Here is a 13,109-nt window from a genome sequence, read left to right on the forward strand (position 1 = left end):
CGGGGCGAGCGATCCCTGCTCTTCTTCAGCTATCGGCAGCAGTGCCTCAGCCGTTAGGTGCTATTCAGTTTTTGTGTCTTCGCGGTGCTACTCAGCCCGCGACATCCAGGTACACGGATGCTTCGGCTGACAGCGTCGATGGAACGCTCCGCAGCGCGGCGAGGTGTCGCCCCGCCTCGCGTCGCTCATCCTCGAGCTGTCGCATGAGGTCGCGCTGCGCGGTGAGGATGCGTGTCGCCCGCTCGACGAGTTCGGCAGGCAACACGCCGAGGCCGACGGGCGGCATCCACGAGTCGCTGCGCGCCCGCGCGAGGTCTTCGGCCCAGTCGAGCTCTCGCTCGAGGGCGTCGAGGGCGTCGACCCACGCGGTGTAGGTCGAGGCGGTGATGGTGGTCTCCATGGCGTCAGGCGACTCCGAGCGTTCCGCCGATGGTGCGCTCGACGGGGGCGGACTCGGGCACCTGTGCGGCGGCTTCGTGCCAGGTCTGGCGCAGCGGTTCGAGAAGGGTCAGGCACAGGCGCGTGCTGTCGGAGTCGCGGTTGATGTTGGCGAAGACGAGCGCCTTGGAGGCGAAGGCGTAGACGCCCATGAGCGCCTCGGCGCCGTCCCACTCATCGACCTTGAGCGAGGAGGTGAGCTCGGCGATGATGTCCTGCGCGTGGAGGAGGTGCTGCGAGGCAGAACCCCAGTCCTCGATGTCCTGCGCGATCTCGGCCCGCTGCAGGTCGAGGATGAGCCGGTCGTAGAGCATCGTGAGCAGGCGGGCGGGTGACGCATTCAGGATGGCGTCGCGTGCGTACTCGGCTCTCCGGGAGTCGATTCCGGTCATGGTCATTTCTCGTTGCCTCCGTATGTCGGGAGTGAAGCAATCTGTGAGGTCAGCCAGCTCGACTGCGAGTTGAGAGCGCTCATGCGCACCTCGAGTGCGGCATAGGTGCGCTCGAGGGTCGCCTGACGCGTGGCGAGCCGGGTGTCCCACTCGGCGATCTGGTCGTTGTAGCCCTTGACGAGCGACTGCTCGCCGGTGATCTTGGTGGTGAGGGTGCCCGTGTCCTTGTGGGAGACGACGGTCGCAGCATCCTGAACGCGCTGGGCGATGCTCGAGATGGCCGCCTGGGTTGCCTCGGGGTCGGCGGCCAGCGCCTTCGCGAACTTCTCCGCATCGAACTCGATGCTGCCCTTCTTGGTCAGCGTGATACCGAACTCGCCGGGCGATCGGCCGTCCACGGGCATTGAGACTGCGGAAAGGATCGACTGCCGCGCCGAGCGCACGGTGCTGTCGCCCGTGAGTGATCCGCCTGAGACGACGGGGTTGCCGTTGGCATCCGTGCTGTTGGTGACCGCGGTGCGCACGTCGATGAAAGCGAGCACCTCGCTCACGGCCGAGACGAGGCCCTTGGCAACGGTGGAAGCAGCCGTGGCGTCGCGTGCGACCGTCACTGTCACGGGCTCCGTCGACACCTTGCCGACTGTCACAGTGACGCCGGGGATGATGTTCTCGAACGCGTTGGTTTTCGAGCTGACGGTCTGCTCGGCGTCCGTGCCGGCCCAGAGGGTGACCTCGGCGTCGCGCGCCGTGCCGGTCGTGGTGGTGCCGAGCCCGGTGACGGTGAATGCGGCATCCGCTCCCGTCTCTGTCGAGGTGAGCTGCAAGCGGTAGAGGCTCTCGCCCGACGCGTCCTTGCCAGCCGACACCTTCATAGCGGTGACGCCCGCGGTGGAGTCGTTGATCGCTGCGACGAGCGCATCGAGTGAGTCCGCCGTGACGCTGACGGGCCCGTCCTTGCCGTCGATCGTGAGTTCGCCGCTCCAGCCCGTGACGGCGTCGGAGACGGAGGTCTGCTTTGCCGCGAGCTGCGCCACGACGAGATCGAGGGAGCCTGAGCTCGCGCCCGTGCCCGTCATGACGGTCACGGCATCCGAGCTGCTCTTCGCGGAGTAGAGGTCGATCGAGCTCGGCTTCGCGACAGAGGTCGCCGAGGTGGCGAGCGAGGCGATCTTGGTGTTGAGCGACTGGAGCACGGTGACGGTGCTCGACGCGACGGTCGCCTTGTTCTTCAGAAGTGTCTGCGGGATCGCCTCGAGCTGCATGAGCTGCGAGATGAGCGTGGCGCTGTCGAGGCCGCTCGCGAGTCCCGGTAGTGAGATCCCCATGTCAGCCTCCCCCCTCGCTCTGAATCTGGATCCGGTGTTGTCTGTGTGGGATGCACCTGGCGGCGCCGTTGCGGAAGGGTCCAGTCCTCCGCTCGAGCGCCGCCAGGTGGTCAGTCACTCGAACTAGCCGAGGAGCTGCAGCACGCCCTGGTTGGACTGGTTCGCCTGCGCGAGCATGGCGGTACCGGCCTGCGACAGGATGTTCGCGCGCGTGTAGTTGACCATCTCGGCCGCCATGTCGGTGTCGCGGATACGCGACTCGGCAGCAGCCAGGTTCTCCTTGGACACGTTGAGCGAGTTGATCGTCGACTCGAAGCGGTTCTGCTGCGCACCGAGGTTTGCGCGAGCCGTCGAGACGGAGGTGATCTTCGAGTCAATCAGCGTGATCGCCGCTGCCGCACCGGCCGCCGTGCTGAAGTTCAGCCCGGCGGGTCCACCGACCGCTGCGGAGGTGCCGATGCCGGTACCCGCGCTGCCGTCCGTGCCGGCCGTGCCACCACCCACGACGTCGCCGCCGCTGTTGGCCGAGACGACGAGCTGGTTGTCCTCGTTCACGGTGGCGGTGAGCGCAGCGCTGAAGGCCGAGTCGGCGTTGAGCGTGTCGGCGAGGTCCTGAACCGTCAGGATGCTGCCGGCAGCGCCGACCGACGCGGTCGTGATGGTGCTCGTGCTGCCGTCGGCCTCCGTGATGGAGAACGTCATCGCCCCGGTCACGTCGGTGGGCGTGAGCACGTCCATCTCAGCACCACCGGATGCGGAGGCGAGCGAGGTGGCGATGTCGGCGACGTTCGCCGCGCTCAGGTCGACCGAGATCTGGCTGGCAGCCGAACCATCCGCACCGACCTGGAAGCTCAGCGACGCCTCGGAGCCGTCGAGGAGCTTGATGCCGTTGAAGTTCGTCGCCGACGAAAGACGCGTGAGCTCGTCGGTGAGGGCCTTCGCCTCGGTCGTGATCGCCTTGCGCGACTCGGCGTTGTTCGAGTCGTTACCCGCCTGGACCGCGAGGTCGCGCAGACGCTGCAGGATCGAGTGGGTCTCCGTCAGGGCGCCTTCTGCGGTCTGGATGACCGAGATGCCGTCCTGGGCGTTGCGGGCAGCGACCGTGAGGCCGTTGACCTGGGCACGGAGGCCCTCGGAGATGGCGAGGCCGGCGGCGTCGTCAGCAGCACGGTTGATGCGCAGACCGCTCGAGAGCTTCTCGAGCGACTTCGACAGGTCGTTCTGCGTGTTGGACAGGTTGCGGTACGCGTTGAGCGCCGCAACGTTGGTGTTGATCTGCATACCCATGGTTTTTCCTCCGTGATGTGGGTGTTGTTCGCCGGCCCATCCATGGGCCGGTACTCCTAGCTATCGACCGCCCTGGGGCATCCGTTAGTCGTTCGCATGTCTTTTTTCCTCAGGCGCTTTCCGCATTCAGGAGTCCCGCTCCGGAGTTCTGAAAGGGGGCAGGTGCTGCAGCCATACGGCTCATGCCGCTGAATGCCTGGTCGGCGAGGCGGGCAAGGTAGGCGCTTCGGCTGGCGGCGGAGATGCGGGACTCGGGCTCGCGGGGGCTCTCATCGTCGGCGAAGTGGGTGTTCATGCCGTCGCGGAGCAGACGGATGGCCTCCGAACGCTGCTGCGACACGGCCGAGTGGGTGATCCCGAGCTCCTCCGCAACCTCCTTGACGGTGCGGTCCTCGAAGTAGATGGCCGTGATGATGTGCCGCATCTTCTCGGGCAGCACGTCCACGGCGGAACGCACGAAGCCCGTGCGCTCGTCCTCGAGCAGCTGCTCCTCGGGAAGCACCGTCTCGGCGACGAGCTGGCCGGCGGTGATGTCGTCGAGGGTCGTGACGTGGCGGGCGGCATCCGCCATGGCCTCCTGGGCGGCCGTGCGGTCCACTCCGAGCGCCTGCGCAACCTCATCGATGGCGGGAGTGCGGCCGAGCGCGGCAGTGAGCTTCTCCTCCACCGCGAGGGTCTCCTTGATGCGACGGCGGGTGCCCCTGCTCGCCCAGTCCTCGGAACGCATCTCGTCGGAGAAGGCACCGAGGATGCGCTTGCGGGCATAGGCGCCGAAGGGGATGCCGAGCTCGGGCTTGAACGATTCGGCAGCCGTGATGAGTCCGACGGCCCCCGCCGAGGCGAGGTCGTCGCGCGAGAGGTGGCTGGCGCGGGCGCACAGCTCGGAGACGAGATAGCCGACAAGCGGCAGGTTCTCCACCACCAACGCGTTGCGCGTGCTCCGGTCCACAGCATTACCCCCGTCATGCCTTACAAAAATCTGATGTTGCGTGCCTGGGTAAGCGGCCGAGCCGGCAACCGTCAACGCTTCGGGTGGTGCGAGGTTTCGGGTCATCGCACCGTCGTGTTCACGGCTACCGCCCCTCGGGATTCTCATCCCGTGGTGACTAGAGCGACTCTAGGGACGAGCATCCGCGGGGGGAATAGTTTCTGGCTTATTCCGTTAGCGATGTGGCCCCCCTTGTGGGGAGCACATCCCCATAACTGGGGGACGGCTTCGAGCTGGCCGGGGTACAGACGATGCAGCTCGAGAATTCACCTAACCGCCGCGATACCCTTGCCGATAGTTCTTCCCGACGCCCGAGCAGGGCGAGGGCGCACACCCGAAGCGAACGAGAACGGAGAGAACGTGGGAGCGAACGAGGTCTCAGCCACCCTGTGGCGCGAGCGCGAACTCCTCGAACTCCTCCTGTTCAAGCTCGAGGAGGAGCAACTGCTGCTCACGACCGGCAAGACGCGATGGCTCCCCCACGCCACCCGCGAGGTCGAGCAGGTGCTCGAACGTCTGCGCGGCCTGGGTCTCACCCGCGCGGTCGAGGTTGCCGAGTTGGGCGAAGAGTGGGGTACAGGACCGGATGCTTCGCTGCGGGATCTCGTGGCCCACGCACCCGAGGGCCCCTGGGGCGAGATCTTCGCGAACCACCTCACGGGCATGAGCGAGCTGACCGCTCAGATCGCGCAGGTGCGAGACATCAACGAGCAGTTCCTCCGCTCCGCCCTGCGCTCCACACAGGAGACGATCGCGGGCCTCGGCAACGACTCTGGCACCTACGACTCCGCGGGCCAGCCTCTCGACGGCGGCACCGCCCGACTCATCGACGAGAAGTTCTGATGAGCACCTTCAGCGGGCTCAACACCGCCTACACCGCCCTCTCCGCCGCGCGGCAGGGTCTCGACGTCGTCGGGCAGAACATCGCCAACGTCAATACGGAGGGCTACACGCGACAGAGGGTCAGCACCTCCTCCATCGGCAGCGTCGCCCAGACCGGCCCCCTCTCCCAGGGTGCTCGGCCTGGCCAGGGCGTCGCAGTCACCGGTATCGCCCGACTCGGTGACCTGTTCGTCGACGCGAAGGTGCGGTCGTCCGCAGCATCCGCCGGCTTCTGGAATGTGCGAGCAAGCGCTCTCTCAAACGTGGAGGGCATCCTGCAGGAGCCCGGCGAGAACGGCATCTCGGCCCAGCTCTCCGAGTTCTGGGCCGCCTGGCAGGATGTCTCCAACCGGGCTGGCGAGACCGCCTCCGCGGGGGTGCTGCTGGAGCAGGCCGGTGTGCTCACCTCTCGCATCGGCAGCGCCTATACCGCGATCGAGGGCGAGTGGGGCAGCCTTCGCTCGCAGATGGATGGCATGGTCGCCGAGCTCAATTCGGCCGCTCAGCAGGTCGCCGACCTCAATGCGCGCATCCGCACCGCCACGGCGGCGGGCTCCTCCGTCAACGAGCTGCTCGACAAGCGCAGCAGCCTCACCGCCACGATCGCGACCCTCGCGGGCGGCACCGCGCGCGAGACGGCCGACGGCTCGGTCGAGGTGCTCATCGGCGGCAACGCGATCGTCTCGGGCGACTCCTTCCGCCCCGTGACTGTCGTCGGCGGATATCGCATGGAGGATGCCACAGCCGACGCCGTGCACCTCGAGTGGGCCCACCGCCCGGGCGCCGCCATCGCGGTCGACGGCGGGGAGCTCGCGGCCGCCGTGCGCGTGCTCGCTCCCGCGGACGGTGCGGGCACGGGCGGCACCTTCGCGGAGGCCGCCGAGGCTCTCAACGAGTTCGCCACGACTCTCGCGACATCCGTCAACGCGGTGCACAGCACGGGCGAGAGCAGCACGGGAGCGACCGGACTCGACTTCTTCGGCTTCGACCCCGGCGTCCCGGCCGCCCGGGGTATCTCCGTCATCCCCACCGACATCAGCGGCATCGCCTCCGGCACTCCCGGCAGTGGCGCCTACAACGGCTCCGTCGCCGACGCGATCGCTCAGATCGGCCTCGACCCCGCAGGCCCCGACGCGGTGTGGTCGTCCATCGTGACCGGCATCGGCGTTGCCTCCCGCACGGCGAGCCAGCAGTCCTCGCTCGCCGACATCAGCGCGGACTCCGCGGTCGGCGCACAGCTGTCACATTCGGCCGTCGATCTCGACGAGGAGAACATCAACATGCTCACCTTCCAGGTCGCCTACCAGGGCGCCGCGCGGGTCATGACGGCGGTCGACGAGATGCTCGACACCCTCATCAACCGCACGGGCGTCGTGGGGAGGTAGACCATGATCACGCGAACCACAAGCACAGCGCTCATGCGTTCCGCCCAGCAGAACCTTCAGGGCGTCCTCGGCGATCTGGGCGAGATGCGCGAGCGGGCGACGACCCTCAAGCGCATCGGTGCTCCCTCCGACGATCCGATCGGCACCGCGAACTCGCTCCTGGTGCGCGCAGAGCAGCGCGCCAACGAGCAGTACAAGCGCAACATCTCCGACGGGCTGGGCTGGCTCACGACGGTCGACTCGACCCTGACCAACGTCAACGACCTGATCGGCCGCGTCCGCGACCTCACCGTGCAGGGCGCCAATGACGGCGCCATGTCGCCCACCGCCAAGGAGGCGATCGCGGTCGAGCTCGAGAGCCTGCGCGCCGACCTCTTCTCGCAGGCCAACACGAGCTACCTGGGCCGCAGCATCTTCGCCGGCAACTCGGATGCCGGGGTCGCCTTCCAGGAGGACCCCGACGGCGATAGCGTGGCCGACTACGCGTTCACGGGCGTCGCGGGCAGCACGGTCGAGCGTCGCATCGACGCGGAGACGACAGTGCGGGTCGACGCCGACGGTGACGCGATCTTCGGCAGCGGCGCGGCATCCGTCTTCGCCCTCATCGACAACATCGTGAGCGACCTGCGCTCGGGCACCAACATCGGGCCGCGACTCACCGAACTCGATGCCAGACTCGAGACGATCAAGGGGCACCAGGCGACCGTCGGAACCCGCCACTCCCAGGTGATGCGCGCAGAGGAGACCAACCTGAGCCAGTCGATCGCGCTCGAGACGCAGCGCTCCGGCATCGAGGATCTCGACCTCGCCAAGGCCGTGCTCGACCTCCAGATGCAGGAGGTCTCCTACCAGTCCGCCCTCGCGGTCACCGCCCGCGTGCTCCAACCGACCCTGATGGACTTCCTGCGATGACCGCCGCCCTGACCTTCGTCGTCCCTCCCCCCGGCTTCGCCCCGCACGTCGACTTCGTGCTCGACCCCGTCGCGGGGGCAATCGGGCTCTTCACACTTCGCGCCATCGCGGAAGGTTCCCCCCGGCTCTACGTGCTCGACGCGGGGGTCTACCTCCCTGCCTACACCCCCGAGCTCAGCGACCAGCAGGTCGCGAGCCTTGGCCTGACCTCCCCCGACGACGCCCTCGTGCTCGTCGTTGCGAACCCGGGCACCGACGGCACGACCACGACGAACCTCATGGCGCCCATTGTCGTGAACTCGACGACGGGGGCATGCGCCCAGTTCATCCTCGACAACCAGGACTGGCCGCTGCGGGCGGAGCTCGCACGCGCCTAGCGGCGTCTGCGGGTTGAGTAGCGAGCGCCAGCGAACGTAACGAAACCGCGCGCCTAGCGGCTCACGTCCACCACGTGGTGCACGACATCGTGCAGCAGGTACTTCGAGAAGGACTCGACCGTGAAGACGGCCCCATCCGTCCTTCGTCCCGTCCGCGACCACTGTTCGGGCGCAAGCGACTCGAACTCGTCGGCGATCCGCTCCCCTGCCGCCACAAGCTCGCCCGCAACCGTGGCCGGGTCCTGCTCGTTGTAACGCTCGGCGAGCGCCGTCGCATCCTGATCCCAGTTCTCAAAGATCGGGTCGACCTCGTCGAGCATGAGACGCAACCGCGCGTGGAACAGCCGGTAGACGTCGCGCACGTGCGCCGCGTACTCGAGGGGCGACCAGGTCGCATCATCCGGTCGCTCGGCGACGTCGGATCGGTCGAGCAGGCGCGGCCACTCGTGGGCGTTCTCGCGGATCATGCGCGCGACATCGCCCGCTCCGAATGTCGCGGCGTCGAAGCGGCATTCGGGGCAGGGGCGCTCGAGCACCCACGTCCAGTCCTTGGTGTCAGGTGTGATGGGCATGACTCATGATCCCAGCTGGCGACGACCCGCTACCGTACATTTCATGCCAGTCTTCTCCCCCGAGGTCGTCGCCGCCGTACTGCACCACATGAACGACGACCACCGCGACGACAATCTGCTCATCGCCCGCGCCTTCGGCGACAGGAACGCGGATGCTGCGACCATGGTCGACCTCGACGAGCACGGGGGCCGGTGGACCTACACGGCAGCGGGCGAGAAGCGTGAACTCAGTGTGCCCTGGTCGACGACGATCGACGAGCGTCCCGAGATCCGCCGCGAGATCGTTGTGCTCTACGACCGTGCCTGCGCTGAACTCGGGGTCGAGCCGCGCCCGCACTGAGCCGGGAATGGGTGCTGACACGCGCCGCCCGCTCGGCTATGGTTAGGGCACCCTTACCTAAGCTTGGAGCAGCACGTGTCGACCCTCACGCCTTTTTCGCAGGCCCTCCGCGAGCGCACCTGGTCCCGCCACGGCGAGAGCGAGGGGGCAAGGTTCATGACCGACCTCATGAAGGGCTCCGGCACGCTCGACGATTACACGCAACTCGTCGTGCAGCACTGGTTCATCTACGACGTGCTCGAGCAGGTCGCCGCCCGCATGGCGGACGATGAACTCGTCGGAGGACTCATCGCGCCCGAACTCGTGCGCCTGCCCGCGATCGAGGCCGACCTCCGCCACCTCATGGGCGAGGGCTGGCGCGAAGGCATCCGACCCGTCCCCGCCACGATCGCCTACTGCGAGCGGATGCGCGAGGTCGCCGACTGGAACGGTGGCGTCATCGCCCACCACTACACCCGCTACCTCGGCGACCTCTCGGGCGGCCAGCACATCGGCAGGCTCATGCAGCGCCACTTCGGGCTCGACGACGAGGGTGTCGCGTTCTACCGCTTCGACGGCATCGCCTCCCCCACAGAGTTCAAGGACGCCTACCGTGCTGGACTCGACGCCATCGCATGGGATGCCGCGGAACGCGATCGCGTCATCGACGAGGTCATCGTGGCCTACGACTTCAACACGCGCCTCTTCCACGACCTCGACGCGCAGAAGGCGGCCGCCGCCGCCTAGCCTCACCGGATCGGGCCGTCAGGATGCCGCGATGCCCGGCGTCATCGTCGCGCGCGACATGAAACGCCGCACGTTGTCGTCGACGATGATGTCGGAGGGCCGCAGCGGCCGGGTGAGATAGAGACCGTCGAGGTCGGTGATGCGGCTGAGGGCTACGTAGGTCTGCCCAGGCGCGAAGGAACGCTGCCCCAGGTCGACGATCGCCCGGTCGTAGGTCTTGCCCTGCGACTTGTGGATCGTGACGGCCCACGCGAGCCGCAGCGGGAACTGCGTGAACTCGGCGACGATGTCGCGCCGCAGCTGCTTGGTCGCGGGCGAGTACGTGTACTTGATCTTCTCCCACACGGCGGGCACGACCTCGTGCTCCTCGCCGTCGACCTCGACCCGCACATTCTGGTCGATGCGGGTCACAGTGCCGACCGTGCCGTTGACCCAGCGCTGGTCGGGGTCGTTGCGCAGGAACATGACCCGCGCCCCCACCTTCACCTCGAGGCTCTCGTCCGCGGGGTAGGCGCGGCCACCGAAATCGCCGTTGACCTCGGCCCGGGCGGTGAGGGCGCGGCCGGGCAGGCGGGCGAGGGATGTCGCGTTGATGCGGTTGACCGTGTCGTTGCGGGTCGCGAGCGTGATGGCGTCGCCCTCGGGAGGCGTGCGGGCCCCCGTCTCATTGAGCCGCTGGGCGATCTCCGCCGTGACCATCCCGTGGCGCACGGCGTTGAGCATGAACTTGAACTCCTCCTCGTGCTGCCGGTGGATCACCTGCAGTTCGAAGATTCTCAGCTCCGCCTCATCCCACACCTTCGCGTCGAAGAACCACATGGAGCGGTAGGTGTCGGCGAAGTAGGCGCGCTCGTCCGCATCACCGGGCACGGGGGCGAGCTGGTATGGGTCACCGAACATGACGACCTGCACGCCGCCGAAGCTCTCGTGCGGTCGCTGCCGCGCCTGCCGCAGACTGCGGTCCATCGCGTCGACCAGGTCGGCATTGACCATCGAGACCTCGTCGATCACGAGCGTGTCGATCGTGCCGAGGAGTTTGCGCAGCTCCGGTCCCTGCTCGATCTCGTGATCGGCGATGACGCCGATCGGCAGGCGGAACAGGGAGTGGATGGTCTGGCCGCCCACGTTGAGCGCGGCCACCCCCGTCGGCGCGCAGATGACGACCTGCTTCGAGGTGTTCCAAGAGAGGTGGTTGAGGAGGGTGGATTTGCCGGTCCCCGCCCTGCCCGTCACAAAGATGTGGTCGCGGCCGTTCTCGATGGCGTCGAAGACGGCAGCCTGCTCCGGCGAGAGCGTCAGCTCGCTCATCCGCTCCTCCTCTCACCCGGCGTGCCGCTCGATCGGCGCGTCCAATCTACCCGCCGCCGCGCATCCGTCCGGCCTCGCGCCGGAGTCTAGGATTGTGCGCATGACGTCGGGCGCCGTGGAGGAGGGGACGGGCCCCACCTGGCAGCCGACGCCGCCCCCGCCACCGCTCACGGAGGCCGAGACGAAGGCGGCGCGCACGCGGCTCGCAATCATCTGGGGCGTCGCCTTCGGATTTCTGCTCCTCGCCTTTGCGGCGATCGTCATCACCCTCAATTCGACCGTCTTCTCGGCGTCGGGCTTCGTCTCCGCCTACCTCCAGTCGCTGTCACGCCACGACATCGCCTCCGCCCTCGCGATGCCGGGGGTCACGACGGATGCCGACGCCAGCGACTCCCTGCTGCGCCGGGATGCCCTCGGTCGCCTCTCGCGGATCGAGCTCGTCGACGACGAGGACCGCGGCGGCGGAGAGCATCACGTCACCTACTCCTATCTCGTCGACGGAACACCCGGGCGCACGACGTTTGTGGTGCAGCACACGGGCCCGCGGCTGGGCGTCTTCTCCGGCTGGGCCTTCGTCGAGTCGCCGCTCACAACGCTCGAGGTGGTTCCCCGCAACACGGTCGAGTTCGAAGTCAACGGCGTGCCGGTCGTCGCCGCTGCGGGTGCTGGGCAGGTGAGTGCCTTCCAGGTGCTCGTGCCGGGCGCCTACACCTTCACACACGAGTCGCTCTACCTTGAGGCGGAGGCGACGACCCTGCCCGTGACATCCACCAGCGCCCTCGAACCCTTCGTGCTCACCGCCTCAGCCAGCCGCGCATTCGTCGACGCCGTCGAGGTGGAACTCGCCGCCTACCTCGACCGCTGTGCCGAGGAGCAGGTGCTGCAGCCCACCGGATGCCCGTTCGGCAAGCAGATCGCGAACCGCATCGTCGGGGCACCCCAGTGGGCCATCTCCGACTACCCGCGTGTCGAGATCCTCCCGGGCGAGCAGATCGGCACCTGGGTCGTGCCGCCCGCCCACGGCGCCGCCAACCTCACGGTCGACGTCATGTCGCTCTTCGACGGCAGCGTCTCCTCCATCAGCGAGGACGTCCCCTTCACGGTGAGCTACATCATCACCTTCACGGCGGACGGCGGCATCACCCTCACGCCGCGCTAGCGCGCTCCCGCGGAACAGCTGCCCCGTGGCATCCGCCCCCTAGCTGTGAGCTCCCCGCCAGTCGGCCGGGGCCGACACCGACCCGTCGTACCGTGCTGGCATGAACGCCAGCACGAGTACCTCGGCGCGGCGGCCCGCGGCGGCGGGCGGACGGCGCCCCCTCTTCGCCCGGAACGTGGCTCGCGGCATCCACCGCTTGGGTCACGCCCACACCAACTGCTACCTCGTCGAGGAGGGCACCGAGCTGACGCTGGTCGACGCGCTCTTTCCCGCGAGCTGGCGTCACCTCGAGCGCGCCCTCGAGTCGATCGGTCGCCGCCCCAGTGACGTGTCTGCGATCGTGCTGACGCACGCCCACTTCGATCATGTGGGTTTCGCCGCGCGCGCCCACCGCGACCTCGGCATGCCCGTCTGGGTGCACGACGCCGACCGACGTCTGGCCGCGCACCCCTACCGCTACGGACGCGAGCGCACGCCCTTCGCCTACCCCTTCCGCTACCCCGGCGCCGTCCCGCTCTTCGCCTCGATGGTGAAGGCCGGGGCGCTCATGGTGCAGGGTGTGACGGATGTCGCGACCCTCCCCGTTTCGGGAGTCCTCGACGTCCCCGGCCGCCCCAGCATCGTCGCAACGCCCGGGCACACCAACGGGCACGTCTCACTCCACTTCGGCGACCGCGGAGCAGTCGTCTCGGGCGACGCCCTCGTCACCCTCGACCCCTACAAGGCGTCGCGCGGGCCGCAGGTCATTGCGGGCGCAGCGACCGCCAACTCGCAGCAGGCTCTCGCCTCGCTCACCGCTCTCGAGGCGACGGGGGCGCAGGTGGTACTGCCGGGGCACGGGGAGCCCTGGCGCGAGGGAGTTGCCGGGGCGGTCGCGCTCGCCAGGGAGGCGGGCGCCAGCTAGCGGCAGCCGGGCGACAAGGCAGGCGGCGGCGCCGCCACTCGAGCCCGCCCACCAGCCCTGGCGCCGACAGTTTCGGAGGAGAAACTGGGCGACACGCGGGCATGGGTGCCGCCA

15 protein-coding genes are annotated in these 13,109 nt (G+C 68.2%); 8 read left to right on the forward strand and 7 right to left on the reverse strand.

The annotated features are described in order from the left end of the window. Window positions 1–91: 91 nt before the first annotated feature. From OH146_RS08115 to OH146_RS08135, 5 genes are all read right to left on the reverse strand, one after another. Window positions 92–400, reverse strand: a complete 309-nt coding sequence (locus OH146_RS08115; RefSeq protein ID WP_265159256.1) for a hypothetical protein — start codon at window positions 398–400, stop codon at window positions 92–94. A gap of 4 nt (window positions 401–404) precedes the next feature. Continuing rightward, window positions 405–836, reverse strand: a complete 432-nt coding sequence (fliS, locus tag OH146_RS08120) for a flagellar export chaperone FliS (protein WP_265159258.1) — start codon at window positions 834–836, stop codon at window positions 405–407. Continuing rightward, window positions 833–2,155 carry a flagellar filament capping protein FliD gene (gene fliD, locus OH146_RS08125; protein WP_265159260.1) on the reverse strand — a complete coding sequence of 441 codons (1,323 nt, stop codon included), beginning with the start codon at window positions 2,153–2,155 and terminating at the stop codon, window positions 833–835. The genes fliS and fliD overlap by 4 nt, the downstream gene beginning before the upstream one ends. Window positions 2,156–2,278: 123 nt before the next feature. Beyond that, complete coding sequence (locus OH146_RS08130; RefSeq protein WP_279348694.1) at window positions 2,279–3,442, reverse strand: flagellin N-terminal helical domain-containing protein; 1,164 nt, start codon at window positions 3,440–3,442, stop codon at window positions 2,279–2,281. A 109-nt stretch (window positions 3,443–3,551) separates the two neighbouring features. Then, window positions 3,552–4,391: a sigma-70 family RNA polymerase sigma factor gene (locus OH146_RS08135; protein ID WP_265159262.1), complete on the reverse strand. Its 840-nt coding sequence runs from the start codon at window positions 4,389–4,391 to the stop codon at window positions 3,552–3,554. Between the two features lie 399 nt (window positions 4,392–4,790). On the opposite strand from OH146_RS08135, the gene OH146_RS08140 reads away from it, so the two are divergent. Genes OH146_RS08140 through OH146_RS08155 form a run of 4 tightly spaced genes read left to right on the forward strand, consistent with a single transcriptional unit; the run spans window position 4,791 to window position 7,986 of the window. After that, window positions 4,791–5,273: a flagellar protein FlgN gene (locus tag OH146_RS08140; RefSeq protein ID WP_265159264.1), complete on the forward strand. Its 483-nt coding sequence runs from the start codon at window positions 4,791–4,793 to the stop codon at window positions 5,271–5,273. Continuing rightward, window positions 5,273–6,697 (forward strand): flagellar hook-associated protein FlgK, encoded by a 1,425-nt coding sequence (gene flgK / locus OH146_RS08145; protein ID WP_265159266.1) that lies wholly within the window; start codon window positions 5,273–5,275, stop codon window positions 6,695–6,697. The genes OH146_RS08140 and flgK overlap by 1 nt, the downstream gene beginning before the upstream one ends. A 3-nt stretch (window positions 6,698–6,700) precedes the next feature. Continuing rightward, entirely contained in the window at window positions 6,701–7,609 is a 909-nt protein-coding gene (flgL, locus tag OH146_RS08150; RefSeq protein WP_265159268.1) for a flagellar hook-associated protein FlgL, read from the forward strand. Then, window positions 7,606–7,986, forward strand: a complete 381-nt coding sequence (locus OH146_RS08155; RefSeq protein ID WP_265159270.1) for a flagellar assembly protein FliW — start codon at window positions 7,606–7,608, stop codon at window positions 7,984–7,986. The genes flgL and OH146_RS08155 overlap by 4 nt, the downstream gene beginning before the upstream one ends. 53 nt (window positions 7,987–8,039) lie before the next feature. Here the strand turns inward: OH146_RS08155 and OH146_RS08160 are convergent, their stop codons facing one another. Then, window positions 8,040–8,558, reverse strand: a complete 519-nt coding sequence (locus OH146_RS08160) for a DinB family protein (protein ID WP_265159272.1) — start codon at window positions 8,556–8,558, stop codon at window positions 8,040–8,042. Between the two features lie 43 nt (window positions 8,559–8,601). On the opposite strand from OH146_RS08160, the gene OH146_RS08165 reads away from it, so the two are divergent. Together OH146_RS08165 and OH146_RS08170 are read left to right on the forward strand one after the other, a co-directional pair. After that, the gene (locus OH146_RS08165) at window positions 8,602–8,898 is read left to right on the forward strand and encodes a DUF2470 domain-containing protein (RefSeq protein ID WP_265159274.1); all 297 of its coding nucleotides are present in this window, start codon (window positions 8,602–8,604) and stop codon (window positions 8,896–8,898) included. A gap of 75 nt (window positions 8,899–8,973) precedes the next feature. After that, entirely contained in the window at window positions 8,974–9,624 is a 651-nt protein-coding gene (locus tag OH146_RS08170; RefSeq protein WP_265159276.1) for a biliverdin-producing heme oxygenase, read from the forward strand. 18 nt (window positions 9,625–9,642) lie between these two features. Here the strand turns inward: OH146_RS08170 and OH146_RS08175 are convergent, their stop codons facing one another. Then, window positions 9,643–10,932, reverse strand: coding sequence for an ATP-dependent DNA helicase (locus OH146_RS08175; protein WP_265159278.1), 1,290 nt, complete (start codon window positions 10,930–10,932; stop codon window positions 9,643–9,645). A 100-nt stretch (window positions 10,933–11,032) separates the two neighbouring features. On the opposite strand from OH146_RS08175, the gene OH146_RS08180 reads away from it, so the two are divergent. Both OH146_RS08180 and OH146_RS08185 read left to right on the forward strand, forming a co-directional pair. After that, complete coding sequence (locus OH146_RS08180; RefSeq protein ID WP_265159280.1) at window positions 11,033–12,091, forward strand: hypothetical protein; 1,059 nt, start codon at window positions 11,033–11,035, stop codon at window positions 12,089–12,091. Between the two features lie 100 nt (window positions 12,092–12,191). Next, a complete protein-coding gene (locus OH146_RS08185) occupies window positions 12,192–12,995 on the forward strand; it encodes an MBL fold metallo-hydrolase (protein WP_265159282.1) in 804 nt (267 codons plus the stop codon). Window positions 12,996–13,109 lie beyond the last annotated feature (114 nt).

Origin of the sequence: Homoserinimonas sedimenticola, from assembly GCF_026094475.1 — a bacterium.
GTDB classification, from domain to species: domain Bacteria; phylum Actinomycetota; class Actinomycetes; order Actinomycetales; family Microbacteriaceae; genus Homoserinimonas; species Homoserinimonas sedimenticola.

Excerpts from the sequence above, each read along its gene's own strand:
- fliD (WP_265159260.1), bottom strand. The coding sequence starts at position 2,155 with ATGGGGATCTCACTACCGGGACTCGCGAGCGGCCTCGACAGCGCCACG.
- fliS (WP_265159258.1), bottom strand. The coding sequence starts at position 836 with ATGACCATGACCGGAATCGACTCCCGGAGAGCCGAGTACGCACGCGAC.
- OH146_RS08165 (WP_265159274.1), top strand. The coding sequence starts at position 8,602 with ATGCCAGTCTTCTCCCCCGAGGTCGTCGCCGCCGTACTGCACCACATG.
- OH146_RS08160 (WP_265159272.1), bottom strand. The coding sequence starts at position 8,558 with ATGCCCATCACACCTGACACCAAGGACTGGACGTGGGTGCTCGAGCGC.
- OH146_RS08185 (WP_265159282.1), top strand. The coding sequence starts at position 12,192 with ATGAACGCCAGCACGAGTACCTCGGCGCGGCGGCCCGCGGCGGCGGGC.
- OH146_RS08180 (WP_265159280.1), top strand. The coding sequence starts at position 11,033 with ATGACGTCGGGCGCCGTGGAGGAGGGGACGGGCCCCACCTGGCAGCCG.
- OH146_RS08155 (WP_265159270.1), top strand. The coding sequence starts at position 7,606 with ATGACCGCCGCCCTGACCTTCGTCGTCCCTCCCCCCGGCTTCGCCCCG.
- OH146_RS08130 (WP_279348694.1), bottom strand. The coding sequence starts at position 3,442 with ATGGGTATGCAGATCAACACCAACGTTGCGGCGCTCAACGCGTACCGC.
- flgL (WP_265159268.1), top strand. The coding sequence starts at position 6,701 with ATGATCACGCGAACCACAAGCACAGCGCTCATGCGTTCCGCCCAGCAG.
- flgK (WP_265159266.1), top strand. The coding sequence starts at position 5,273 with ATGAGCACCTTCAGCGGGCTCAACACCGCCTACACCGCCCTCTCCGCC.
- OH146_RS08115 (WP_265159256.1), bottom strand. The coding sequence starts at position 400 with ATGGAGACCACCATCACCGCCTCGACCTACACCGCGTGGGTCGACGCC.
- OH146_RS08175 (WP_265159278.1), bottom strand. The coding sequence starts at position 10,932 with ATGAGCGAGCTGACGCTCTCGCCGGAGCAGGCTGCCGTCTTCGACGCC.